General features: G+C 69.1%; 23 protein-coding genes. 13 read left to right on the forward strand and 10 right to left on the reverse strand.

All coding sequences use genetic code 11. From position 1 onward, the window contains the following. Window positions 1-80: 80 nt before the first annotated feature. On the reverse strand, window positions 81-335 hold the full coding sequence (locus GH2_RS00170) for a WhiB family transcriptional regulator (protein WP_009679257.1): 255 nt from the start codon (window positions 333-335) through the stop codon (window positions 81-83). 254 nt (window positions 336-589) lie between these two features. Next, window positions 590-1,537 carry a diacylglycerol/lipid kinase family protein gene (locus tag GH2_RS00175; RefSeq protein ID WP_174545314.1) on the reverse strand — a complete coding sequence of 316 codons (948 nt, stop codon included), beginning with the start codon at window positions 1,535-1,537 and terminating at the stop codon, window positions 590-592. A gap of 67 nt (window positions 1,538-1,604) precedes the next feature. On the opposite strand from GH2_RS00175, the gene GH2_RS00180 reads away from it, so the two are divergent. Continuing rightward, the gene (locus tag GH2_RS00180) at window positions 1,605-2,030 is read left to right on the forward strand and encodes a hypothetical protein (RefSeq protein WP_066161579.1); all 426 of its coding nucleotides are present in this window, start codon (window positions 1,605-1,607) and stop codon (window positions 2,028-2,030) included. 49 nt (window positions 2,031-2,079) lie between these two features. Beyond that, complete coding sequence (locus GH2_RS00185; RefSeq protein WP_066161581.1) at window positions 2,080-2,874, forward strand: ParA family protein; 795 nt, start codon at window positions 2,080-2,082, stop codon at window positions 2,872-2,874. Window positions 2,875-2,900: 26 nt separating this feature from the next. On the opposite strand, the gene acmB is transcribed toward GH2_RS00185, so the two are convergent. The 4 genes from acmB to GH2_RS00205 form a co-directional block, all read right to left on the reverse strand. Beyond that, window positions 2,901-4,079: a methyl acetate hydrolase AcmB gene (gene acmB / locus GH2_RS00190; protein WP_066163169.1), complete on the reverse strand. Its 1,179-nt coding sequence runs from the start codon at window positions 4,077-4,079 to the stop codon at window positions 2,901-2,903. Between the two features lie 176 nt (window positions 4,080-4,255). Continuing rightward, a complete protein-coding gene (locus GH2_RS00195) occupies window positions 4,256-5,245 on the reverse strand; it encodes an AraC family transcriptional regulator (protein WP_066161583.1) in 990 nt (329 codons plus the stop codon). A gap of 422 nt (window positions 5,246-5,667) precedes the next feature. Further along, the gene (locus GH2_RS00200) at window positions 5,668-6,936 is read right to left on the reverse strand and encodes an Rv3212 family protein (protein WP_066161585.1); all 1,269 of its coding nucleotides are present in this window, start codon (window positions 6,934-6,936) and stop codon (window positions 5,668-5,670) included. 21 nt (window positions 6,937-6,957) lie between these two features. Beyond that, entirely contained in the window at window positions 6,958-8,574 is a 1,617-nt protein-coding gene (locus GH2_RS00205; RefSeq protein ID WP_066161587.1) for a DEAD/DEAH box helicase, read from the reverse strand. 244 nt (window positions 8,575-8,818) lie between these two features. Between GH2_RS00205 and GH2_RS00210 the strand changes: the two genes are divergently transcribed. From GH2_RS00210 to GH2_RS00220, 3 genes are read left to right on the forward strand one after another with little or no spacing between them, the layout of a single operon-like run. Further along, window positions 8,819-9,463, forward strand: coding sequence for a ferritin-like fold-containing protein (locus GH2_RS00210; RefSeq protein ID WP_066161589.1), 645 nt, complete (start codon window positions 8,819-8,821; stop codon window positions 9,461-9,463). A gap of 16 nt (window positions 9,464-9,479) precedes the next feature. Further along, window positions 9,480-9,713 carry a DUF3107 domain-containing protein gene (locus GH2_RS00215; protein ID WP_066161592.1) on the forward strand — a complete coding sequence of 78 codons (234 nt, stop codon included), beginning with the start codon at window positions 9,480-9,482 and terminating at the stop codon, window positions 9,711-9,713. 14 nt (window positions 9,714-9,727) lie between these two features. Continuing rightward, window positions 9,728-10,894, forward strand: a complete 1,167-nt coding sequence (locus tag GH2_RS00220; protein ID WP_066161594.1) for a serine hydrolase domain-containing protein — start codon at window positions 9,728-9,730, stop codon at window positions 10,892-10,894. 16 nt (window positions 10,895-10,910) lie between these two features. Here GH2_RS00220 and fasR read toward each other — a convergent pair whose 3' ends face one another. Next, window positions 10,911-11,570 (reverse strand): HTH-type transcriptional activator FasR, encoded by a 660-nt coding sequence (fasR, locus tag GH2_RS00225; RefSeq protein ID WP_066161596.1) that lies wholly within the window; start codon window positions 11,568-11,570, stop codon window positions 10,911-10,913. Between the two features lie 99 nt (window positions 11,571-11,669). Between fasR and GH2_RS00230 the strand changes: the two genes are divergently transcribed. The 3 genes from GH2_RS00230 to GH2_RS00240 all read left to right on the forward strand — a co-directional run bounded on the left by GH2_RS00230 (window position 11,670) and on the right by GH2_RS00240 (window position 14,840). Then, window positions 11,670-12,656 carry a DUF3152 domain-containing protein gene (locus GH2_RS00230; RefSeq protein ID WP_066163172.1) on the forward strand — a complete coding sequence of 329 codons (987 nt, stop codon included), beginning with the start codon at window positions 11,670-11,672 and terminating at the stop codon, window positions 12,654-12,656. Between the two features lie 83 nt (window positions 12,657-12,739). Next, the gene (moeZ, locus tag GH2_RS00235) at window positions 12,740-13,915 is read left to right on the forward strand and encodes an adenylyltransferase/sulfurtransferase MoeZ (RefSeq protein WP_066161598.1); all 1,176 of its coding nucleotides are present in this window, start codon (window positions 12,740-12,742) and stop codon (window positions 13,913-13,915) included. Window positions 13,916-13,991: 76 nt separating this feature from the next. Continuing rightward, on the forward strand, window positions 13,992-14,840 hold the full coding sequence (locus tag GH2_RS00240) for a TIGR02569 family protein (RefSeq protein ID WP_066161600.1): 849 nt from the start codon (window positions 13,992-13,994) through the stop codon (window positions 14,838-14,840). 7 nt (window positions 14,841-14,847) lie between these two features. Here the strand turns inward: GH2_RS00240 and GH2_RS00245 are convergent, their stop codons facing one another. After that, window positions 14,848-15,144: an MGMT family protein gene (locus GH2_RS00245; RefSeq protein WP_066163174.1), complete on the reverse strand. Its 297-nt coding sequence runs from the start codon at window positions 15,142-15,144 to the stop codon at window positions 14,848-14,850. Between the two features lie 15 nt (window positions 15,145-15,159). Then, window positions 15,160-15,972, reverse strand: a complete 813-nt coding sequence (locus GH2_RS00250; protein WP_066161601.1) for an alpha/beta hydrolase — start codon at window positions 15,970-15,972, stop codon at window positions 15,160-15,162. A gap of 55 nt (window positions 15,973-16,027) precedes the next feature. On the opposite strand from GH2_RS00250, the gene GH2_RS00255 reads away from it, so the two are divergent. The 5 genes from GH2_RS00255 to GH2_RS00275 are packed head-to-tail and all read left to right on the forward strand — an operon-like array spanning window position 16,028 to window position 24,959. Then, on the forward strand, window positions 16,028-19,333 hold the full coding sequence (locus GH2_RS00255) for an ATP-dependent helicase (RefSeq protein WP_066161602.1): 3,306 nt from the start codon (window positions 16,028-16,030) through the stop codon (window positions 19,331-19,333). After that, the gene (locus GH2_RS00260; protein WP_066161604.1) at window positions 19,326-22,688 is read left to right on the forward strand and encodes an ATP-dependent helicase; all 3,363 of its coding nucleotides are present in this window, start codon (window positions 19,326-19,328) and stop codon (window positions 22,686-22,688) included. Before GH2_RS00255 ends, GH2_RS00260 begins: the two co-directional genes overlap by 8 nt. A gap of 10 nt (window positions 22,689-22,698) precedes the next feature. Next, complete coding sequence (locus GH2_RS00265; protein ID WP_066161606.1) at window positions 22,699-23,763, forward strand: potassium channel family protein; 1,065 nt, start codon at window positions 22,699-22,701, stop codon at window positions 23,761-23,763. After that, window positions 23,763-24,665: an NAD(+) diphosphatase gene (nudC, locus tag GH2_RS00270; RefSeq protein WP_066161607.1), complete on the forward strand. Its 903-nt coding sequence runs from the start codon at window positions 23,763-23,765 to the stop codon at window positions 24,663-24,665. The genes GH2_RS00265 and nudC overlap by 1 nt, the downstream gene beginning before the upstream one ends. A 33-nt stretch (window positions 24,666-24,698) precedes the next feature. Next, on the forward strand, window positions 24,699-24,959 hold the full coding sequence (locus tag GH2_RS00275; RefSeq protein WP_066161609.1) for a mycoredoxin: 261 nt from the start codon (window positions 24,699-24,701) through the stop codon (window positions 24,957-24,959). A 40-nt stretch (window positions 24,960-24,999) separates the two neighbouring features. On the opposite strand, the gene GH2_RS00280 is transcribed toward GH2_RS00275, so the two are convergent. After that, the gene (locus GH2_RS00280; RefSeq protein ID WP_372434410.1) at window positions 25,000-25,341 is read right to left on the reverse strand and encodes a hypothetical protein; all 342 of its coding nucleotides are present in this window, start codon (window positions 25,339-25,341) and stop codon (window positions 25,000-25,002) included. Window positions 25,342-25,343 lie beyond the last annotated feature (2 nt).

Here is a 25,343-nt window from a genome sequence, read left to right on the forward strand (position 1 = left end):
ACGCCCAGACACCGACAGGGCCCCAGACACCGACAGAGCCCCGATCAGCTGATCGGGGCTCTGTCGGAAGAAGTTGAGGCTTAGACCGCGCTGCGGGCGCGGGTGCGCGCGTTGCGGCGCTTGAGTGCGCGACGCTCGTCCTCGCTCATGCCGCCCCAGACGCCTGCGTCCTGGCCGGTCTCGAGGGCCCATGCCAGACAGTCGGCGGTCACCGGGCAACGCTGGCAGACGAGCTTGGCGTCGGCGACCTGCGCAATGGCAGGGCCGGACGTACCGACCGGGAAGAACAGCTCCGGGTCCTCGTCGCGGCAGATGGCCTTATGGCGCCAATCCATTACTAAACTCCTTCAAAGCTCTACGGCGTACACAGCACGCACTTGCATCACGGTCAGTTTCGACTTGAGTTGCAATTTCCGAATTCACCTGGCTTGGGGCGCTGGACGCTGCTTGGCAGGGGTGGGTGATTGCGTCGATATCTGTTGTACTACTGTGTACAGACCTTTGGCTATAGTTCTGAAGTGAATGCCGGATACATCACAAGGGGTTGGCAATATGACCAACTCATGCTTACCGGCCAGTAGCGCTCAGGTTAATCGGCCTTCGGCGCGGCAGCGACATCGAGCACCGCGCGCGCATATCCGAACTCCAGATTCTGGTAAACGCCCAGGTAGTCGCCGTCCATCTGGACATCGGCGGGCTCCGGCGAACGGAAACGAACCCATTCCACATCGTCGTCGCGGAACAGATGCGCGGCCTTCGGCTCGGTGCCGGAGAGCAGGCGGCTGCCGAGCACGATGTTGCGCGGGACCGACACCGAGGTGGCGGCGAAGATGCCGAGTCCGTGCTCGAAGTCAGTGCCCGGATTGGTGCGGATCTCGCGGGTGCCGAAGTAGGTCCACGGGCCGGTGTTGCTGACGAAGCCGAACTTCACGCCGTCGATCGGTTCGTGATCGGGGACCTCGACGGTGAACGTCGGGTTCACGACCGACCGCTTGAAGAACGATCCGACGGTGGTGCGGAAGTAGCGGCCCGCGGTGGCTTTGCGCCCCTTGTTCCTGAGTTCTTCCATGCGCCGCACCACGATGGCGTCCATGCCCATCCCCGCGTTGAACAGGAACCAGCGATCCAGGGTGTGCCCGAGGCTGATCGACCTGCGTGAGCCCGCATCGAGCAGGGACATCAACTGCGCCGTCGCCGTCAGCGGGTCGCGGTCGATTCCGAGAGCGCGGGCGAAGACGTTCGCACTGCCGCCGGGCACCACGCCCAGGGCGGGCAGGTGCGACGGATCACGGCGCGGCGCGCTCGGACTGCCGAGAATGCCGTTGGCGGCCTCGTTGACCGATCCGTCGCCGCCGTGGACCACGACGGCGTCGTAGCCCTCTTCTGCGGCGCGGGCGCCGAGTTCGCCGGCGTGACCGCGGTGGGTGGTGTGTTCCACGTCCACCTTGAAGCGGGAATCGAGGGTATTGGCCAGCGCGTCACGGCCTTCAGGCGTGGTGAAGGTGGCGAACGGATTCGTGATGAGCATGACGCGCACGAGGCATCACGATATCGGTCCCGGCCCCGATTCACGAGTCGGGGGTGTCCGGCCATACTCTGGAGTAGTGAGCAGCACCGATCCTGATCGACGTGTCCCGAGCATTCCGAAGACCCTTCGCTGGGCCGGCCTGGGAACCGCAGCGCAGGGTGCGCTGGGACTGATCGTCGCGGTGGTCCTGGTGGTCCGCGAGTTGGCCGGGCACCACGAAGCCGCGATCAGCGGTTACGGCACCGCGATCTGGTTCGCGGTGATCGGCGGCGCCGTCCTCGCAGGCGGCATCGCGCTGACCCACGGCAAGCGGTGGGGACGCGGGATCTCGATGATGGCGCAGATCCTGCTGCTGCCGGTCAGCTACTCACTCATCACCGGCAGCGGGTTGCCGTGGATCGGCGTGCCCGTCGGGGTGCTGGCGCTGGGACTGCTCGTTCTCCTGTTCGCACCCGCCTCGCTGTCGTGGCTGGAGGCCGATGATCTCCCTCCGGACGCGTGAGGGCACGCCTGACCGGTGACGTGTGGAACGTCATCGTAAGGTGGTGGCCATGACGCGCACCCTTGCCATCGCGAATCAGAAAGGTGGGGTGGCGAAAACCACCACCACAGCGTCGGTCGGCGCCGCACTCGCCGACAAGGACGTATCGGTCCTGGTCGTCGACCTCGATCCGCAGGGCAGTCTCACCTTCTCACTGGGCCACGATCCCGACCAGCTGACGAAATCGGTGCACGACGTGCTCATCGGTGCCGAAGACATCGCCGACGTGCTGCTCGACACGGAGGACAACGTCACCCTGCTGCCCGCGACGATCGACCTGGCGGGCGCCGAGGCGCTGCTGTTGATGCGTCCCGGCCGCGAGTACGCGCTCAAGCGGGCGCTCGCCGAGGTTTCCCAGGACTACGACGTGGTGATCATCGACTGCCCGCCCTCGCTCGGTGTGCTGACACTGAACGGACTGACGGCCGCCGACCAGGTGGTGGTGCCGTTGCAGTGCGAGACGCTCGCGCATCGCGGCGTCGGCCAGTTGCTCCGCACGGTCACCGAGGTGCAGCAGATCACCAATCCCGACCTGGAGATGGTCGGCGCGGTCGCCACTCTGTTCGACGCGCGGACCACGCACAGCCGGGATGTGCTGTCCGACGTCACCGACCGGTACTCGATTCCGGTCCTCGCACCGCCGATCCCGCGTACCGTCCGCTTCGCCGAGGCGTCCGCCTCGGGGGCCTCGGTGATGCGTGGCCGCAAGAATAAGGGGGCGACCGCCTACCGCGAGCTGGCCGACAACCTCTGGGAGTCGTGGAACGGCGCAGCGATCAAGACGTACGAACTCGAGGTCGTGTAGCGGCAGCAGGCGGTCGCCGGCCGGTGTCAGGCGAGCGCGTCGTACACCGCGGTCTCGAAGTCCAGGAAGCCGCCGACCGACGCGGGGTCGGCGAACGGCAGGATCTGGGTGCCCCACATGCCTGCGACGTCGGCCTCCCGGTCGATCCAGTAGTAGAGATTGGCCAGGCCCGCCCACGCGAGGGACCCTGCTGACCGACCCGTGGGAGCGGTCTCGTCGTTCACCATGAACGAGTAGGCCCACGACTTGCTCTGACCGGGGAAGAACTCGGCGTCGTGCGAGAGTTCCGGTGCGCTGGTCTCCAACATGCCGACCTTCAGATCGCCGAGCCCGTTGACGGACGCGGTACGGACCGTCTCTGCGGTGAGAACACGTCCGTGCTCTCCTTCGCCGTCGCGCAGCCACATCCGAAGGAACTTGGTGTAGTCGGGGATCGTCGAGTAGACGCCGTGGCCGCCCATGTCGACCTCGGCGTCCTGGTCGAGTACCAGACCGGTCGGGACCAGGGAACCGTCCTCGACGCGCTGGTGGACTTCGGCACGACGGGCGCTCATCGACTCGCTCATCACGAACCCGGAGTCGGCCATGCCGAGCGGCGCGAACACCCGGCGGTCCATCACGGTGGAGAGTCGCTCGCCGCGGACCGACTCGACGACCTGGCCGGCCCAGTCGATGTTCGTTCCGTAACTCCACCGCGTCCCGGGGTCGAACAGCAGCGGCGACCGGAGCGCCGCCCGCGAGGCGCTCAGGATGTCGGGCTGCCCCGTCTCGGCCAGCAGCCGGCCGTACTCGGGGGAGAAGAACGAGTACGAGAATCCGGCGGTGTGGAGCATCAGCATGCGCGTGGTGATCGGGGTCGTGGGCGCGCGGAGGATCTGTGAACCGTCGGCCGCGAACCCCTCGAGGACCTCGAGCTCGCCGATCTCGGGCACGTACTCGGACGCCGGGGCGTCGAGGTCGATCAGCCCTTCCTCGACGCACTGCAGCACCGTGGTCGCCGTGAACGCCTTGGTGCACGAGAAGACAGCGAACACGGTGTCGGCGCTCATCGGAGTGGGGTCGCCCACCGACGCGACTCCCGCGGCGCCGGTGTAGACGTCACCGCTGCTGCGGGTGACGGTCGCGACGACGCCGGGCACGCGCTCGGCGGCGGCGTCCGCTGTGACGACGCGGTTCAGAATCCGATCAAGGGTGTCGAAGGACATCTGCTTCTCCTGGGTGTGGGACATGACACAGCGATCATGTCGGCACCCGGTGCAGGCGACCGTCTCCCGTCGGCAGGCGATGTCTCCGATCGGCACTTAGTGTCCTGATGGCCGTCACTTCTCAGGTCTGTCGGATTCCGCCTGCGCGCGGAATGAGCGCGCCGTTGGGGGAGAACTCAGTGGCGCGCGCGGGAAAGCGTCTCGGACGGGCTCTCGCCGAACCGTTTGCGGTACGCCCCGGCGAAGACCCCGAGATTGACGTAACCCCAGTTGTTGGCGCTCGTCGTCACCGAGGCGGCGGAGGTCCGGAGTTCGCGGTAGACGCCTTGCATTCGCTGCTCGATCAAGTACGACCGCACCGACGTCCCGAGATAGCGGGTGAACGCGCCGCTCAACGACCGCGCGCTCACGCCCGCGGCCGCGGCGATCTCGGTCACCGTCGGCAGATTCTGCACGTTCTCGTCGATGTAGTGCACGGCGGTCCGGACATACGCCGGGGCGGCGACGGCGGGGCCGCGGTCCAGGTCGACGCCAGCCCGCTGCGCCCAGTCGGCGATGAGTTGAGCGGCGATCATCTCCTGCAGGTTCCGTCCGATCTGTCCGGTCGAGACCTGGTCGGGCGCGACCGCCGCGGTCCTGGTGGCGTACCGGAGGAGACTCAGCCACGGGCTGCCGGGACCGCCGACGACGCACCCACGTGACCAGAGCGAGTCGTCCGGAACGCGGCCCCACCAGCGCAGAGCCAGGTCGGCGAGGAGCCGGTGCGGCACCGTCAGGTTCAGCTGCAGATGATCGATGTCGGCGTCGAGCCGATAGTCCGTTCGACTGCAGTCCGCAACGTACGTCTGTCCGGTGGTCAGCTCTGCGCTCGAGTCGCGGCCGATGGCGTGTCTGGTCCAGCCGCGCAGGGTGGTCAGGACCAGGATGTTGCCCGCCTCCTGGTCGAAGTCGCCGAGGGCGACCTGCGTCCCATAGGAGAAGTGGGTCATGGTCATCTCGCCGATCTCGACCGAGAACATCGTCGACGCAGGCGTGATCCTGCGGCCGACGGGCCGCACGTCGAACCGCATATACTTCGCATCGGTCCACGCGGCGATCGCGTCCCAGTCAGTCTCTGGACGGGTCACCAGGCCGGGGTTCGGTCGCGGATCGAGATCGCTCTGCATGCAGCGAGTCTAGGGCGTCCGGCACATCCCGTTGGGGGTCTCGACGGTGCAGTCACGAGAGCCTATGAAACTAAAACGACCTGACGCAGCGTCGCGTGAGGCCTGCATTCGATCTGATGTCGCCGCGCCATGCGCCGCCTACTGTCACATGGTGCTGAGAACTGCGTCCTCAGCACCCTCCGGCGGCAATATTCCGTCGGAAGCACCTGAGCGGGCAGTTCTCAGCCGGGATCAGTCGGACGAGGCTTCACCGACGGCCACCGCTTGACAGGGAGGCGGTTGCGGCTCACGATCCGTCGGAACACTGCCGAGATCACCACACGACCGCAGCGCAAAGCCCCTTGACGGAACTCACGACGGTCTCGATGAACTGCGTGCTCGCTCCGCTCGCAGGCAGCACTCGACCAGCGTGGGGACGACGATCAGTCGGCGGCGCCCAACGCCACGACGTCGGTGCCGCGCTGTTCGATGATCGTGTCGCCGAGCACCCGCAGCGACACCGGTCTCACCTGATCTCCGCGGTCGACGGGGATGGTGAACTCCTCGTGGCCGTCGTAGGCGCGGCGCACGCTGATGACCCCGGGCATGGGAACCAGCAGTTGCCCCGCCATGACCGCGCCGGGGCCGATCGCATCCGCGACCTGGAACAGCGGGCTGCCGTTGTTCGCGTTCAGCACCACGGTGGCCTTGCCGGTCCAGAACGAGATCACGCCCTGGTCGACGATCGGACGGCTGCGTTCGGGTGCGCCGGGGTCGCCGGCGACGGGATGCTCGCCCGCAGACTCCGCCTGTGCCGTGAACAAGCGGATCCGGGGACCGGTGGGACCCCCGACGGTCCCGGTCGGGTCCACGCCGCCGTCGTAGACAGCGATCGTCGAGTCGGTCGCGGCGATGACGCGGGGCGCGGGCCCCTTCGCGGACGTGGTGATCATCGTGGTGCCCCACTGGCGGATCTTCTCGTCGCTGGTCTGGTCGGCGCTGAAGACGGACAGGCGGTAGCCGTGGTCGCCGTCGCAGCGCTCGACGAGCGCGACTCGATCGGCGCCGCTCAACGCGGAGTAGAGCCGGCAGCCGGTGCGGCCGGGACCGACGTCGGGGTTGACCGGGGCGTCGACGCGACCGTACTCGATGCCGCGGACCAGGTTCGATCCCCAGGTCTCGAGGCGGGTCGGCCCGTAGAGCAGGGCGTAGTCGGCGCCGATCGAGAGGTCGACGCTGTCGTCGGCGTCGCTGGTCCGGGCGCCGTGGCGGCCGCCGTCCACGCCGCGCAGTGCGGTCACCTCGCTGCATCCGCGGTCGTTGCGGTAGACGGTCACGACGCTGTTGTCGCCGCCCTGCCAGCCCGCGGCCGCCGCGCACAGCGGCAGGTCGCGGTGATAGCGCCACACCTGGGCGCCGTTGTCGGCGCGGTGCGCGGTGACCGTGCCGTCGGCGGCGGACATCACCGAGTCCCGGGTGATCTGCGGGACCGAGGTGACGTCCGATTTCGCCGACCACTTCACCGCCAACGTGCGCGGAACGTTCTCCGCGGGCAACTGCACCGGCGCGCGTTCGGTCGCTGTCTGCAGATCGCTGTGGCGTGCGCTGCTGGTCCACCAGACGGCGACACCCGCCACGACCACCGCGACGACGATCAGTGCCGTCACGATGAGGTCGGTGCGGGTGCGCCGTTCCGGTTTGATCCGTCCCATTCTCGCGAGAATAGGCGAAGACTAGTCGGCTGCGCTGGCGGCGGAGGCTGCGCCACCGCTCGCCCGGCCGCCGCTGCGTCGCCGCCTGCGACGACGCGGTCGGGAAGCGGCTGCGTCGCCGTCGGTGCTCGTGTCGCCCTCGATGCCGTCCGCGGCGCCCGATGCGGTGTTCGCGGACTTCTCGCCGCCGTCGACGGTCTTGCCGCCGCGCGTACGACGACGCGTGCGCTTCGGGCGGTCGGGGCGCGGTTCACGCGGTTCGCGGCGACCTTCGGAACTGCGGGCGGGGGCTCCGACACGGCCGGTGGCGTCCTCGGGGATGCCGAGATCCTCACGCAGATGGTCGGACGTGGAGTAGGTTTCGGCGGGCTCGGGCATCCCGAGGTCGAGAGCCTTGTCGATCAGACCCCAGCGGTGCAGTTCGTCCCAGTCGACGAGGGTGATCGCGATACCGGTGCGGCCGGCGCGGCCGGTGCGGCCGATGCGGTGGACGTACGTCTTCTCGTCGTCCGGGCACTGGTAGTTGATGACATGGGTGACGTCGTCGACGTCGATGCCGCGGGCGGCGACATCGGTGGCGACCAGCACGTCGATCTTGCCTTCGCGGAACTTGTTGAGGGCCTTCTCCCGAGCGATCTGACCGAGGTCGCCGTGGACGGCGCCGACCGAGAAGCCGCGCTCGGCGAGATCGTCGGCGACTTTCTGCGCGGTCCGCTTGGTGCGGGTGAAGATCATCGTCGCGCCGCGACCCTGCGCCTGCAGCACGCGAGCGACCAGCTCCGCCTTGTCGAGCGCGTGGGCGCGGTAGACGTACTGCGTGGTGCGCTCGTGCACGGCGGAGTCGTTGGCGTGCTCGGCGCGGATGTGCGTCGGCCGGTTCAGGAACGTGCGCGCGAGGGTGACGATGGGCCCGGGCATGGTCGCCGAGAACAGCATGGTCTGGCGTGCGGTGGGCAGTGCGCCCATGATCCGCTCGATGTCGGGGAGGAAGCCGAGGTCGAGCATCTCGTCGGCCTCGTCGAGGACCAGGATGCCGACCTTGCCGAGGACCAGGTGACCCTGTTGGGCGAGGTCGAGGAGCCGACCGGGAGTGCCGACGACGATGTCGACGCCACTCTGCAACTCCTCGATCTGGTGCTCGTAAGGGCGGCCGCCGTAGATCGAGGTGATCTTCAGCGGTCGCTGCGTGCCACCGGCGGCGTTCGGTTCGCCCGTCGGCGATGCTTCCGGCGCGAGTTCCACGTCGACGCCCTTGGCGGCGGTCTCGAGGTCCTCGGTCACCTGCACGCAGAGTTCGCGGGTCGGGACGATGATGAGGGCGCGCGGGGTGTTGTCCAACGCGCGCAGGCCGGACTCGGGCGCCGTCACCAGTCGGTGCATCAGCGGCACGCCGAACCCGTACGTCTTGCCCATGCCGGTCCGGGCCTGGCCGATGAGATCGGATCCGCCGAGCGCGAGGGGGAGGGTCAACTCCTGGATCGCGAACGTATGGGTCTTGCCGTCGGCGTCGAGCGCCGCGACGATCGCCGGGTGCACGCCGAGCTCGGCGAACGTCGGGGCCGCATGCCCCTCCTCGACGATCGTGGTCTGGACGTCGTCGCCTCCGGCGGATTCGTCCACGGTCTGATTCGTGGTCATCTTCTTTTCAAGCCTCTCGCGGTGTTCGTGCACGCACACAAGAGGATCCGCGGGGTCCCGAACAAAGCAGAACCCTCGGGCGGACCGGGCTCTCCGAGCCGATCGCAGGTGCGCGCTCAAGGTCTGACATATCGCTCGCAGACTCCTCCGCGGTGCTCCCGCGGGGACCGAGAAGTGTGACTTCGTCGGGCAGAAAGGCGACACGCCTAGTGGACAGTGTAGCGCCTTGCCTACTCTGACTTGCATGTCGAACAACTCTGCCGCCGTCACCAAGCTCTACGAAGTCCTTCTCGCCGGCGAGTTCGCCGCCTGCTATCGCCTCATCGAGGAATCGGCCATGGCGCCCACGACGGCCGACCGGGTGGCCATCGCGCGGCTGATCGCCGCGGAGATGGGGCACTTCGAAGTCCTCGCGGAACAGATCCGCGCGGCCGGCGGAGACCCGGATGCGGCAGTCGCGTCGCACGCCAAGGTCTTCGACGAGTACCACCGCGTCACGATGCCGACCTCGTGGCTCGAAGTCTTGGTCAAGATGCACGTCGGCGACGGACTGGCCGCCGACTTCTACGCGGAGACGGCCGACGTCTTCCCCGCGGAGGTGCGCCCGACCATGAAGTCGGTGATGGCCGAGACGGGGTCGTCGCAGTTCGCCGTCGACCAGGTGCGCGCGGCCGTCGCCGCCGACCCGGCGATCGCGTCGGCACTGGTGCTGTGGGGTCGACGACTGCTGGGCGAGGCGATCACCCACATGCAGTGGGTCCTCGCCGAAGAGGAGGACGTGATGACGCTGCTGTTCGACGGCACCGCGACCCTCAACAACGCGGCGGGCTTCTTCGACAACATGGCCGAGCGTCATTCACAGCGCATGGCGGACCTGTCGCTGGCGTGACGGTAGGATTCGACGCATGAGCGTTGATGTCAAGATCGGTATCGAGAACAGCCCCCGCGAACTGGCTTTCGCCACCGGCGAGAAGGCCGACGAGGTGTACGCCGCAGCGCAGCGGGCGCTCGACGGAACCGACTCGGTACTGGCCCTGACCGACGACAAGGGCGCCCGCGTGCTGGTGCCCTCCGCGAAGATCGCCTACGTCGAGGTCGGCAGCGCAGAGAACCGCCGCGTCGGCTTCGGCGCGGCCTGATCGGAGCCGACCTGATGGGCGGGTTCGACGCCCTGTTGGCGGCGATCGTCGACGGCGACGACAACGCCCGGGTTCCCGGGGTCGCCGCGGTCGTGCGGTCGCGGGGAGTCGAATACTCGGGGGCGGCGGGCGCGCGTGCACTCGGATCGGCGGAGGCGATGACCGCCGACACCGTCATCGCCCTGTATTCGGCGTCCAAGCCGCTCACCGGAACCGCGGTCCTGCAGTGCGTCGACGACGGACTGCTGGACTTGGACGCACCCGCTGCCGACTACGTCCCGGAGATCGGCGAGGTGGGGGTGCTGGAGGGTTTCGGCGCGGACGGCGTCCCGCAGACCCGGCCGGTGCGAACGCCGATCACCACGCGGATGCTGTTGCTGCACACCGCGGGCTTCGCCTACCCGTTCTTCGATGAGCAATACCGGAGACTGGTCGCCGAAGGTCACTACCCGGACGTCGTCACGGCGACGAAGGCGTCGTTGATGACCCCGGTGCTCTTCGAGCCCGGCAGTCGCTGGAACTACGGATCCAACATGGACTGGGCGGGCCGCGTCGTCGAGGCCGTGCGCGGAGCGTCGTTGGAGCAGGTGCTCACCGATCGGCTGTTCGCGCCGCTCGGGATGGCCAGTTCCGGATTCCTGCTGACCGACGACATGGCGGCCCGGCGCGCCTCGGTGCACCTGCGTCGCGGCGACGCGCTGAAGCCGACCCGCATCGTGATGCCGCAGCAGCCCGAAGTCCAGATGGGTGGACAGGGTGTGTACTCCACCGTCTCCGATTACGCGCGCTTCCTGCGGATGTGGCTGCGCGACGGTGACGGCGACCACGGCCGGGTGCTGCGCGCCGACACCGTCGAGTGGGCGGCCCGCAACGGGCTCGCCGACGGCGTCCACGCCACCGCGCTGCAGGGCGTCGACCCGGCGATCACCCACGACGCCGAGTTCTTTCCGGGGCAGTCGACGTCGTGGGCGTACACGTTCCTGGTGAACGACGAGACCGCGCCGACCGGACGGAGCGCCGGCTCGCTCGGGTGGGCCGGACTGGCCAATGTGTACTTCTGGATCGATCGCTCGGCGGACCTGGCCGGAGTCTGGGCCACACAGGTGCTGCCGTTCGCGGATCCGGTGACGTGGGCCGCGGCGCAGGAGTTCGAGGCCCAGGCGTACCGCGCGCTGCGGTGACACGCGTGCGGTGACGCTACTCGGCGTCGGCGGTCTCCCCCTGCAGTTTCGGCACCCCGGCCAGCCCGCCCCACAGGAGCGCGGCGGTGGTGTCGACGGCACTGGCCTTGTCGACCGGCCGGCTGGCGTCCACCCAGTAGCGGGCGTTCACCACGCTCGCGCCGACCAGTCCGGCGGCGAGCATGCGGGCGCGGTACGGGTCCATGCCCGAATCCTGCAGCACGAGACCGTAAACGGCGTCGACGCAGGCTTCGGTGGCGCCCTCGACACGCCGGATGACGGCCGGGTCCAGCGCGTCCGAGGCGAAGATCAACCGATACCCGGAGTTGTCGTCGTCGATGAAATCGAAGAACGCTGCCACGGCGGCCTGCACGCGCATGCGGTTGTCGCTGGTGGTCAACAGGGCGCGATTGACATCGGCGACGAGCTTCTCGGCATGCGAGTCGACCACCGCGATGTAGAGATCCAACTTCGACGGAAAGTGCTGGTAGAGCACCGGCTTGCTGACTCCCGCATGGATGGCGATCTCGTCCATCCCGGCAGAGTGGTAGCCCCGCTCGACGAAGATCTCGCTGGCCGCATCGAGGAGTTGACGGCGTCGTGCGCTGCGCGGAAGGCGGGTGCCTCCGCGACCGGATCCGGTCGAGGTCGAGGCCTGGGGAGTGGGAGACGACATTCTTAAACCCTACTCGGAGCGTGCTGGATCACAGCCATTCGGATCGCCTCGACGGGTGGATGCACCGTCCGCTGAGACATCTGTGAGAAAGTGGTTCGCGTGACCGGAACTCCACAGCCTGGGCCGCAGCGCCCCCGCCGTCCGCGGCCAGATCAGCCGCTGCGCGCTCGCTGGGATCCGACCGCCGACAGTGGACGTCCCCGTTCCGAGCGGGTCGAACGCCGCAAGCGCAGCGCCGTCGCTCGGTTCGTCAGTGCTTATGGATGGCGGGCGTACGCGATCCCGGTGCTCGCGATCCTGACCGTCGTCCTACTGGTGCTGACGGTCCGGAACGGCGATCAGCCGACCGCTGAGACGACCGCGGCAGGCGACGACGTCCGCAACACGCACGTGCAGGAGGAGACGACGCCGATCGGCGCCCCCACCGGCGACATCCAGGAGGAGGCGCTCCCCGCGGGCGCGCTGCCGGACGGCGGCGCGTACACCAGGAAGGGTGAGAAGGTGTACCGCACCGTCCGGGGCACCGGGGAGAAGCTCGGCACCGGCAACCAGGTGTACACCTACAGCGTCGAGGTGGAGCGCGGGATCGACACGCAGCAGTACGGCGGCGATCGCACGTTCGCGAAACTCGTCGACGCGACGCTGGCGAACCCGAAGAGCTGGATCGGTGACGGGAAGGTCTCGTTCCGCCGCGTCGACTCCGGAGAACCGGACTTGCGGATCTCGCTGTCGTCGACGGACACCGCCCGCGAGCTGTGCGGGTATCAGATCAAGCTGGAGACCTCCTGCTACTACCCGCCGGATGCGCGGGTGGTGCTCAACGAGGCTCGCTGGGTCCGCGGCGCCCAGGCCTTCGAAGGCGACGACCTGACCTACCGGCAGTACCTCATCAACCACGAGGTGGGTCACGGCATCGGATACGAGAAGCATCAGCCGTGCAAACAGAACGGTGCGCTGGCCCCGATCATGATGCAGCAGACCTTCGGTACGGCGAACTCGCAGATCATGGCGCTCGATCCGGAGATGAAGGATGTCGACCGCAGCCTGGTCTGCAAACCCAACGCTTGGCCGTACCCCACCAAATGACGCCTGCCCGGTCGGGTTCGGGAATATTCGTGCGCCCGCGGCCGGTTGCACTCGGTGGACACTTGCACTCGGAGGTACCTGAGATGTCGTCGTTGCCGCCCCTGGTAGAACCAGCAGCCGAACTCACCCGTGACGAGGTGGAGCGTTACAGCCGCCACCTGATCATCCCCGATGTCGGGATGACCGGCCAGAAACGGTTGAAGAACGCGAAGGTCCTGGTGATGGGCGCCGGCGGGCTCGGTGCGCCGACCCTGATGTACCTCGCCGCCGCGGGCGTCGGGACCATCGGCATCGTCGACTTCGATGTGGTCGACACGTCCAACCTGCAACGTCAGGTGATTCACGGCATCGACGACGTCGGGCGGCTCAAGACCGAGAGCGCCCGCGACACGATCGCGCAGATCAACCCGTTCGTCGACGTGCGTCTGCACAACTTCCGGTTGGAGCCGGAGAACGCCGTCGACCTGTTCTCCCAGTACGACCTGATCCTGGACGGCACCGACAACTTCGCGACGCGCTACCTGGTCAACGACGCCGCCGTCCTCGCGGGCAAACCGTACGTGTGGGGGTCCATCTTCCGTTTCGAGGGCCAGGTCTCGGTGTTCTGGGAGGGCGCGCCGGACGGCCGCGGCATCAACTACCGCGACCTCTACCCGCAGGCGCCGCCGCCCGGGATGGTGCCGTCGTGTTCGGAGGGCGGGGTGCTCGGCATCCTGTGCTCGTCGATCGGATCGATCATGGGCACCGAGGCCATCAAGCTGATCTGCGGCATCGGCGACTCCCTGCTCGGCCGACTCATGGTGTACGACGCGCTGGAGATGAACTATCGCACGGTCAGGATCCGGAAGGACCCGGCCGGAGCCGAGGTCACCGAGTTGATCGACTACGAGGAGTTCTGCGGCGTGGTGTCCGATGAGGCCGCCGCCGCGGCGGTCGGCTCCACGCTGACGCCCGCGGAGGTCGACGGCGCCCTGCACTCGTCGACGCCGCCCGCACTGATCGACGTCCGCGAGCCCGTCGAGTTCGAGATCAACCGCATCGACGGCGCCCGGCTGATCCCGAAGGGCGACATCCTGTCCGGTCGAGCACTCGGCGATCTGCCGCACGACAGGCCGATCGTGCTGTACTGCAAGACCGGCGTCCGCTCGGCGGAGGCTCTCGCCACGTTGAAGAAGAACGGTTTCGAGGACGCCACGCACATGCAGGGCGGCATCGTGGCCTGGGCCGCCCAACTGGACCCGGAGATGGCGGTCTACTGATCGGCGCGCCGGTGACCTGACCGATACGTCGGTGTCGCTGCCGGGAAACCCGCACTGTCCTGGGTAATCTGGCGACGTGACCAGCATTATCGAGCCACCCGAGCAGGTGTTGACCACCTTCGGTCTCACCGCGCATCCGCCGATCGCGATGGACGTCGCGGCCTGGCGCGTGGGTGAAGTGGTGCTGACGCTGGTCCCCGACCATGCGCGCGCCGCCTGGTCGGCGACCGCACGCGAGCACCTCTACGTCGAGGGCATGCGGATCGCCCGTCCCATCCGGGCGTCGGACGGTCGGTACGTGGTGTCCGGTTGGCGCGCCGACACCTACGTCGCGGGCAGTCCGGAGCCGCGGCACGACGAGGTGGTCGCACTCGCGGACCGACTGCACGCCGAGACCGCCAAGTTCGAGCGTCCGCGGTTTCTGCTGCAGCCGCCCGCCCCGCCGTTCAACGACGTCGACGTCTTCGTCGCCGCCGATCGGGCGGCCTGGGAGGAGACGCCGCTGCGCAGTGCGCGCGCCGCGGGCATGGGGGAGCCGACCAGCGAGGACGGTCAGCGGAGCATCGCGGAGATGAAGATCCTCGGCGGTCTGCGCAGGCCGGTCGACCTGCCGTCGCAGGTGGTGCACGGCGATCTGTTCGGCACGGTGCTGTTCGCCGGTGCCGCGGCGCCCGCGATCACCGACATCGTCCCGTACTGGCGTCCCGCGTCGTGGGCGGCCGCGGTGGTCGTCGTCGACGCCATCGCCTGGGGCGGCGCCAGCGAGGACCTCATCGAGCGGTGGTCCAACCATCCCGAGTGGCCGCAGATGCTGCTGCGCGCGGTCATGTTCCGGCTCGCCGTCCACGGCATGCACCCCCGCTCCACGGCGGGTGCGCTGCCGGGGCTGCTGCGTGTGGTGGACCTGGTCCGGATGATGGTGTAGCCGCCGGTCACCACTGCACGCGGTGCGTCTTCATGTCGATGCGGTCGTCGTCGATGTGCACGCCCTCGTCGCGGAGCCGCGCGAGTTGTCGTGCACGCAGACCGGCCGCAGGCCGCCCCGACACGGGGACCACGCGATGCCAGGGGAGGTCGGCGGCGTCGGTCCGCATGATCCACCCGACGATCCGTGGGCTCGACAGTCCGACGACGCTCGCGAGATCGCCGTACGTGCTGACCATGCCCGGTGGGATGGCCGCGATCAGTGCGCGGACCTGCTCCACCTGGTCTTCGGTCACCTTCGCCATCGCCACCCGCCTTCGCTACAGCAGACTCGTGACGAGTTCGGCGCACAACTCCGGGGCCAGGAACGGCACCATGTGCTCTGTGTCGACGTGGTGGACGGTGACCGAGTCGGCGCGTTCGGCGGCGCAGGCGTCGAGGAAGGCCGGCCGAGCGAACGGCGGATCCACCCGATCAGCGATCACCACGTGCGTCGGGACGCCACTCGGCGGCAACCGGAACCGCCGCGTCATCTCACTCCAGGCCGTCGCGACAGCGGGCGCCGACACCCGCCACGCCACGCGACCGTCCGGGGTCGACACCAGATGCTGCTGCACTTCGGCGTCGAGGACGTGTGCCGGTACCGCACCCCACCCCTCCATGCGTTTGGCGGCCTTCGCATCCTCGGCGTCGGCGTTGCCCCAGTGCATCATCGCGGACTCGGCGATGGTGCGAGCGAACTGGGCGTCGAGCCCCTGGGCGGGATCGAGGAGGACCAGGCCCGCGATGTCGGAGGGACGCCGCGCCGCGAGTTCGAGGCTGATCGCGCTGCCGAACGAGTGCGCCACGATCACCACCGGGCGGGCCTGCGCAGCGATGTGACGGTCGACGACCGCCGAGAGGGCGTCGGCGTTGTCATCGATTGTCCACGGCGGCTCCCACGGACTGTGGCCGTGCCCCAGCAGATCGGGGGCGACCACGCGGACACCGGGCAGATGCTCATCGGCCAGGCGTCCCCACCGGAGGCCGTGCCCGGTGAGCCCGTGGACCGCCAGGACGTGCGGGGCGCTCGGGTCGTCGGGGCCGAACAGGTGGACGTGGAGGTCGCGAGCACCCGCGGTGGAACCTGGCATGCCTCAACCATAATCGGCGGCTTATCGTGTCAGAGGGGCGTGCTTCCATAGGTGCATGACCCGACCCGGTACTCGCCTCACTGCGGCGCCTGCACCGACGGACGTGATCCGTCGGTGGCCGGACGCTGCGACGGCGGTGATCGCCGGGGATCACCGCGCCGATCTCGAGCGTCCGTGGCGCCCGTGGCACGTCCACGGCGGACCCGGAACGGGAAAGACGTCGTTGATCGTCGACGCCGCGGTCGCCCGCCTGCTGCACCCCGACGTGGATCCGCAGTCGGTGCTCGTCCTCGCCGCCAATCGGCGTGCGGCGACGCAGCTGCGGTCGGAGATCACGCGGCGGGTGCTGTCGGCGGGCGGGAGCCTCGGCGGCGCACTGCGCGAGCCGCTGGTGCGGACCGTTCACTCGTATGCGTTCGCCGTGCTGCGTCTGCAGGCGTCCGCGCACGGCAACCCGCCGCCACGGCTGATCACCGGATCCGAACAGGACGTGATTTTGCGCGAGCTCCTCGCGGGCGACGTGGAGGACGGCGCCGAGTACTGGCCGCCGTCCCTGCGCCCGGCGCTGACCACCGACGGCTTCGCGCAGGCGTTGCGCGACCTGATGATGCGCGCTGCCGAACGCGGCCTGGGACCGGACGATCTCGCCGACCTCGGGCGGACGCACAACCGTCCGGAATGGGTCGCCGCCGGCCACGCGTTCCGCCAGTACGAGGAGGGGATGCTGCTGCGCGGCGCCGTCGGGCTCGATGCGCCCGAGGCCAGCGTGAGCGCCGTCGACGCCGCCGAGCTGATCGGCTCGGCGCTGTCGGCGTTCGCGACCGACCCGGACGTCTTGCGCGGGCAGCGGCAGCGGATTCGTCACCTGCTTGTCGACGACGCCCAGCACCTCGACCCGCAGGCCGCTTCCCTCGTCCGGTTGCTCGGCACGGGCGCCGATTCCGCGGTGATCGCCTCCGACACCGACCAGTCGGTGTTCGGCTTCCGCGGCGCGGATCCCCGATTCGCCGAGTCCGTCGCCGACGACGATCCCGATCGCGATGTGCCGCTGCGCGTCGGGTTCCGTACCAGTCCCGCGGTCACCGCGGTCGGTCGTGCCCTCGCCGTCCGGCTCCCCGGAGCGCGCCCGCACCCGTATCCGGAGCCGGCGGTCGACGACGGTGACGGCACCGCGGCGGGCGCAGGCCGCGCCGGCGTGCAGGTGTTCTCGTCCGCAGCCAAGGAGGCGACCGCCGTCGCCGACATGATGCGACGGGCGCACCTGTTCGACGGTGTCCCGTGGTCGCAGATGGCGGTGATCGTCAGGTCCGTGCCGCGGGCCCTGCCCGCTCTGCGGCGCGCGTTCTCGTCGGCGGGCGTCCCGATGGCGACCCCCGCCAGCGACATCCCGATCCACCGGCAGCGCGCGGTGGAGGCGTTCACCCTGATCCTGCGGATCGCGGCGGGCGGCACTCCGCTCGACGGCGACGAGGTGATCGCGCTGCTGGGCGGACCGATCGGCACGGCGGACCCCACCATGCTGCGCCGACTGCGGCGCGGGGTACGCCGCGCCGACGAGGGACCCGACCGCGACGTCGACTCACTGACCTCGCTGGCCGCCGCGCTGTCCGACCCCGAACGCATGGATCAGCTGCTGTCCGGGCTCACCGACTTCGAGTCGCTGTCCCTCACACATCTGCGGAAGGTGATCGACGCAGCGCGCGGAGCGCATGCCACCGGCGTCGGCGTGGAGGAGATGCTCTGGCGGGCGTGGCGGGCCAGCGGGTTGGAACGCCGCTGGACGGCGCAGTCGTTGCGCGGCGGTCGTGGCGGCGACCAAGCCGACCGCGATCTGGATGCGATGCTCGCCATGTTCGAGGCGGCGGGCACCTTCGCCGACAATCTGCCCGCGGCGGGAGCGCTCGGGTTCATCGATTACCTCGGGCAGCTGCAGATTCCGCGTGAGTCGCGCATCGCGGTCGCCGACGCGGAGTCGGTCGCGGTGGTGTCCGCGCATGCGGCGGCCGGAAGGGAATGGGAGGTCGTCGCGGTGCCGGGTGTGCTGGACGGGCTGTGGCCGTCGTTGCGCAGCCGCGGCAGCATCCTCGGGACGCCCGCGTTGATCGACCTGCTCGACGGCGTGGGCGCCGACGCCGTCGACACCATCGCCCGCGGCTCGGTGATGCTGGCCGACGAGCGACGACTGCTGCTGGTCGCGTGTACACGGGCACGCAGCCGGCTCATGGTGACGGCGATCGAAGACGGCAGCGGCGACGCCTCGCCGTCCCGCTTCGTCCCGGAGATCGCCGAGGCGATCGGCGGGTACGGCGCCGACGGCGATCAATCCGCGGACGCCGACGATGAGGTGCCGCTCGATTCCGGGGTGCGCCGGGTGCTGTCGCTGCCGTCCCTGGTCGCCGAGTTGCGTGCGGTCGCCGTGGCGGGCGCCGACGCCGAGGGCGGGCCCGACGAGCGGACGCGCGTCGCCGCGTCGCTCCTGGCCGACCTCGCACAGGCCGGAGTGCCGGGGGCTGCTCCGGCCGACTGGTTCGGGTTGATGGGACCGAGCACCGGTGCGCCGCTGTGGACGCCGGAGAACGGGCCAAGGACCCTGTCGCCGTCGAATGTGGACGCGCTGACGCGCTGCTCTCTGCGATGGATGCTGGAACGCAACGGCGGGCGGGACGGCGACGCCGAACAAGCCGTCACCGGGACCCTGGTGCACACCTTGGTGCAGGCGGTCGCGGGTCGACTCGATCGGACCGAGGTGAACGCCGCGCTGCACGAGGTGTGGGAGCGGGTCGCATCCCCCGCCCAGTGGTATAGCGACCGGGAGCTCGAACGCGCCGAGGGCATGCTCACGAACTTCCGTGACTGGCTGCGGATCTCGCGCGCGGATCTCACCGAAGCGGGGGTGGAGGTGGAGGTCGACGCTACGTTGCCGACCGGTGTCGACGAGGACGGCAATGCGCTGCTGCCGGTCCGGTTGATCGGTCGCATCGACCGCTTGGAGACCGACAGTCAGGGAAGACCGGTCGTCGTCGACGTGAAGACCGGCAAGAATCCGGTCCGCGCGGTCGACGCCCAGGAGCATCCCCAGCTCGCGACGTACCAGCTGGCGCTGACCCTGCACGGCGAGCAGCCGGGCGGCGGACGCCTGGTCTACGTCGCGAGCTCGAACAAGAAGACCGGCTCCGCCGAACGAACACAGTCCCCGCTGACTCCGGAGCAGATCCAGGAATGGACCGACGTGGTGCGCGACGCCGCGCGTGCGAGCATCGGTCCGGTGTTCACCGCGACGCCCAACAGCGGATGCGGACACTGTTCGCTGGTGCAGTCGTGCCCGGCGCAACTGCGGGGGAAGGCAGTCATCGATGACTGATCACGACAGTGCGCGGAGCCGACCGGTGATCGGCGCGCGCTCACTGGCTGCGGCCTTGGGACTTCCGCCACCCACGGACGAGCAGATCGAGGTGATCGAGGCGCCGTTGGAGCCGATGCTGGTGGTCGCGGGCGCCGGTGCGGGCAAGACCGAGACGATGGCGTCGCGTGTGGTGTGGCTGGTGGCCAACCGGCTCGTCGGTCCGGAGGAGATCCTCGGGCTCACCTTCACCCGCAAGGCGGCGAGCGAACTGGCGGCGCGCATCCGCCGGAGGTTGTCGATGCTCGCGGGCAGTCCGGCGCTGCTGGAGTGGGACCCGGACGGTGAGCTCGCGAGTCGGCTGCGCAGTGCCGACGCCGAAGTCAGCACCTACCACGCCTACGCGGGCAGGTTGATCGCCGATTACGGTCTGCTGCTGCCGGTGGAGCCGACGGCCACCCTGCTCAGCGAGACCGAACTGTGGCAGCTGGCGTTCTCGGTCGTCACCACCTGGCCGGGGGCACTGACTACGAGCAAGGTGCCGTCGTCGGTCACCGAGGCGGTGCTGCGGCTGTATTCGGAGATGGCCGAACACCTCGTCGACATCGACGATCTGCGTACTGCGGGCGACGATCTGTACCGGATGATCGACACCCTCCCGAAGGGGAAGGGGCAGCGCGCCGAGCCGAGCCAGAAACTGCGCGGTATCCAGGCCGTGATGGACGAACGCCGGGAGTTGATCCCGCTGGTGATCGCCCTGCGGGAGACCATGTCGGCACAGGGCGCGCTGGACTTCGGCAGTCAGATGTCCCTCGCGGCGCGGCTGGTGTCCACGCATCCGGAGGTGGTCGACGCCGAACGTGCGAGCATCCGGGCCGTGCTGCTCGACGAATACCAGGACACCGGGCACTCGCAGCGCATCCTGCTGTCGTCGTTGTTCGGCGGACATGCGGTCGCGGGTCGTCGCCCGATCGCGGTGACGGCCGTCGGAGATCCCATCCAGTCGATCTACGGGTGGCGTGGTGCGTCGGCGGCCAATCTGCCGCGTTTCGCGCGTGACTTCCCGCGCGCCGACAGCCGGGACGCACCGCGTCGTGAACTGCTCACCAGCTGGCGCAACTGCGTGAACGCCCTGTATCTGGCCAACGAGAGTTCGGCGGAACTGCGCCGGCGCGGCGTGCCGGTCAGCGTGCTCCGCGCTCGCCCGGACGCCCCCGCGGGCACCGTGCGGTTGGCGTTGACCGAGACTGTGGTCGACGAACGCGAGTGGATCGCGGACCGTATCGAGGACTACTACCGCACCGCGGAACGCGACCAGACCGTGCCGCCGACCACCGCGATCCTGGTGCGCCGCAACGAGGATTCCGCGCCGCTGGCCGCGGAGCTGGAGCGTCGCGGCATCCCCGCCGAGGTGGTCGGCATCGGGGGTCTGCTGCACGTCCCAGAGATCACCGACATCGTCGCCACGCTGCGGCTGATGGCGGATCCGATGGCGGGCACCGCGGCGGTGCGGCTGTTGACCGGCGCTCGCTGGCAGCTCGGCGCCGCCGATCTCGCTGCGCTCTGGCGTCGGGCCCGCGAACTCACCGCCGGCACGGGGACTCCCACGACCGGCGCGGTCACCAGCCGCGAGGCGCTCGACGACGCGCTCGACTCGGCGCTCCCCGGGGAAGCCGTCGACTCCGCCGGACTGTGCGACGCGCTCGCGGACCCGGGTGACGCCGCCCGGTACAGCGCCGCCGGGTACGAACGGATCACCACGTTCGGCGCCCAGTTGGAGGGGCTGCGACGGCGTATCGGGCAGCCGCTGCCGGAGCTGGTCGCCGACGTCGAACAGACGATCGGCGTCGCCGTCGAAGCGCAGATCCGTGCTCGCCGGATGCGCGGTGAGGTGACGGGGCGCGAACACCTCGATGCCTTCGCCGAGTACGTGACCCATTACGCCGAACGCTCCGGTGCCACGCTGCCCGGGCTGCTCTCGTTCCTGGAGACCGCCGAAGTGGTGGAGAAAGGACTAGAGGCAGGACAGGTGGAGGTGGCGCAGCAGCGCGTGCAGATCCTCACCGTGCACGCAGCGAAAGGGCTGGAGTGGGACGTCGTCGCGCTGCCACACGTCGCCGACCGGATCTTCCCGAGCGGCAAAGCGGAGACCACGTGGCTCGGATCCTCGAAAGAGCTGCCCGCACAGCTGCGTGGTGATCTGTCGCGCGACGGCGACGAGGGGTTCCCGCCGTTGGACCTCACCGAGATCGCCGACCGCAAAGAACTCGAGCAGGCCATCGACGACCACAAGGCGGCGATCGGGGAACGGCGGCTGGAAGAGGATCGTCGGCTGTTGTACGTGGCGCTGACGCGCGCCAAGCACACGCTGTTGGTCTCCGCGCACCATTGGTCGGAGACCGGCGACAAGCCGCGTGGCGGCTCGGAGTTCTACACCGAGCTCGCCGCGCTCGTCGCCGACGGCGTGGCGGGCGCCGCGGGAACGGTCGCTGACCCGAGCGGCCTGGCCATCGACGTCGACGCGCCGCCGCCGGATCCGGACGCGACGAATCCCCTCACCGAACAACAGATCAGCGTCGCGTGGCCGGTCGATCTTCTCGGTGATCGGCGTGCGCCGATGGTCGCGGCCGCGGAGCTCGTCGATGCGGCGCGGGCTGAACGCGCGTTGTTCGCCGTCGCGGACGTCGAACCCGTCGACCCGGACGCGCGAGACTGGCAGCGGGAAGTAGCGGTCCTGCTGGACGAGAAGGCGCAGACCCTCGACCCGGTCGTCGACGTGGAGCTCCCCGGACACCTGTCGGTGAGTCAACTGGTGGAACTCGATTCCGACGAGGAGGCATTCGCGGCCCGGCTCCGTCGCCCGGTCCCATACCGTCCCAATCCGATGGCGCGCCGCGGCACCGCCTTTCACGCCTGGGTGGAACGACGGTTCGGCGCCACTCGACTTCTGGACGTCGACGAGCTTCCCGGTGCCGCCGATGCCGCAGCGGGCGCCGTCGAAGACGATCTGGACCTGCTGCGCAGCAAGTTCCTGGCCTCGGAGTGGGCCGACCGCACGCCGCAAGAGGTGGAAGTCGGGTTCGAGACCGTCATCGGCGCCACCGTCGTGCGAGGTCGCATGGACGCGGTCTTCGCCGACGGCGACGGCGCACTGGTGGTGGACTGGAAGACCGGGGCGGTTCCCGAACCGGCGAAACGGAAGGCCCTGTTCATTCAGCTCGCTGCCTACCGGGTCGCGTGGTCGCAGCTGTCGGGCATCCCGCTCGAGAAGGTGCGCGCGGCGTTCGTGTATGTCCGGCACGACTTCACCCTCGAACCCGTCGATCTGCCCGGTCCGGACGCGCTTGCGCGAATGCTGACCGACCGGATGCAGTAGCCTCCCAATCGTGCGTAAGCGATTGCGCCGCCGCAAGGGCGGCGGGCTGGTAGACGAACCGGACTACGCTCTCGTCGGCGTCGTCCGGATCCCCGAGAGCGAGAAGAGCCCGGCCCGGGCCATCGGCCGCCGCGTGCTGTGGGCGTTGCTGGCATTGTTCGTCTGCTCGATCATCGTCTACCTCGATCGCGACGGCTACCGCGACGCCCGCGAGGCGCCGATGACCTACATCGACGCGCTCTATTACACGTCCGTCACGCTCTCGACCACGGGCTACGGAGACGTCACGCCGATCACTGAATCGGCACGACTGGTCAACATCATCTTCATCACTCCGCTTCGCGTCCTCTTCCTGATCGTGCTCATCGGTACGACCCTCGAAGTGTTGACCGAACGCTCGCGCCAGGCGATGAAGATCCAGAACTGGAGGAACCGGGTGCGCAACCACACCATCGTCATCGGGTACGGCACCAAGGGCCGCACCGCGGTGGACGCGGTGATCGCCGACGGCGGTAAGCCCGCGGAGATCGTCGTCGTCGACAAGGATCAGGGGGCGCTCGACGTCGCCAACACGCACGGCCTGGTCACCGTGCGCGGCGACGCCACCAAGTCCGACGTCCTGCGGCTGGCCGGCGTGCAGCATGCGGCCGCGATCGTCGTGGCCGCCAATCGAGACGACACCGCGGTGCTCGCCACCCTGACCGCCCGCGAGATCAACGATCGCGCGAAGATCGTCGCCGCGATCAACGAGTCGGAGAACACCCATCTGATGCGTCAGTCCGGCGCCGACTCGGTGGTGGTGTCGTCGGAGACCGCGGGCCGGCTGTTGGGCATCGCCACCATCACACCGTCGGTGGTCGAGGTGGTGGAGGACCTGCTCAGCCCCGAGGAGGGGTACGCGATCGCCGAGCGCGAGGTGGAGCCGTCGGAGACGGGAGGCTCGCCTGCGCACACCAAGGACCTGGTGCTGGGGGTGGTCCGGAACGGCAAGCTGTATCGAGTGGGCGACGAAGAGGTGGAGGAGATCGAAGCGGGCGATCGACTGCTGTACGTGCGACAGGGAGGACCGGCCTGATGGCGGGATTCGAGTTCCTTGAGCCGCCGCTGCTGTCGCGCGCTGAGTTCGACCGTGCGGCGCTGGCCCGGAAGGACCCCGACCGACTGCTCGACGGCTGGCCGACGGCACAGGTCCTGCTGGTGGATCACCGGGGGCAGTTCCCGGTCACCGAGGAGGGAGCGCTGCGTTGGCTCCCGGCCGCCGATCTCGGCATCGCGCCGCCCGCCGGCGCCGTGCTGCTCGGCGTCACCGACGTCGACCGGTGGGCGCTGCGCGTCGATGAGGTCACCGAGCCGATCGCGGAACCGCGTTCCGGCTCGGATCGACTCTCGGCCGACGACGCCGGATTCCTCGTGACCGCGCTGGGGCTGCTCAACTGGCATCGCACCACCGGGTTCTCGCCGATCGACGGCAAGCCGCTCGATCTGGTCCAGGGCGGCTGGCTGCGTCGCGACCCCGCGACCGGCGCGGAGGAGTACCCGCGCACCGATCCCGCCGTCATCATGGTGATCCACGACGGCGGTGACCAGATCCTGCTCGGCAGGCAGACCGTGTGGCCCGACCGCTGGTTCTCTACGCTCGCGGGCTTCGTCGAACCGGGCGAGTCACTGGAGCAGTGCGTGCGTCGCGAGGTGTTCGAGGAGGCGGGCATCCACGTCCACTCACCGCGGTACCTCGGCTCGCAGCCGTGGCCGTTCCCGCGGTCGTTGATGCTCGGTTTCGAGGCGGTCGGCGACCCCGCCGATCCGCTCGTGCTGCGGGACGGCGAACTCGGGGACGCCCGCTGGTTCCATCGCGACGACGTTCTGGCGGCACTGGACCGCGGTGACTGGGGCGGCGACGATTCCGATGCACCGCTCAAGCTTCCCGGCTCCATCTCCATCGCCCGCAGTCTCGTCACCGGATGGGCGCGTGGTTAGAGGTGCGGCCCGGCGATGTGTTGAAATGGCGTTATGACTGATGCGGCCGCGGCTCCGGAACTGACTCTGTACACCACCTCGTGGTGCCCGTTCTGTATCCGGCTCAAGACCGGTCTGTCGCGCGCCGGACTGGAGTTCACCGAGATCGACATCGAGGAGACCCCGGACGCCGCCGAGTTCGTCGGCAGCGTCAACGGCGGCAACCATGTTGTGCCGACCGCGCTCTACGCTGACGGTTCGACGGCCACGAACCCGTCGGTCGACGAGGTGCTTGCCAAACTCGGAAAGAATTGAGTGCGCCCGTCGCGAGGCGTGGCGGAGTGCCGACCGGCAATCAGAACGGGGGTTGGCCGTCGGCAATTGCCATTGCCGCGGCCTGTGCTTCGCGGGCGCGGCGGTTGGCTGCCCGGCGTTGCATGCGGTAGCGGTGCTTGGCCTGCAGCCGCGATGAAGTTTGTTCTGGTGCCTGCTCGGCGTGTCCGATTTCCGGGCGTGTCGCCGAGGGTGCGGTGGGGTCGGGGTGTGAGCACGGAATCAGCCCGAGTTCGGGGAGCAGCCATGTGTTGGCCGCCTGCTGCCGGACGGTCACGCCCTCCGGGGTGGTGACCTCGGTCCAGACGACGCCGTTGGCGTCGACGATCTGATCATCGAGCCAACCGTTGGCGTGAGTCTTCAAGC

The sequence above is a fragment of the Gordonia hydrophobica NBRC 16057 genome (assembly GCF_001592365.1).
GTDB lineage: Bacteria > Actinomycetota > Actinomycetes > Mycobacteriales > Mycobacteriaceae > Gordonia > Gordonia hydrophobica.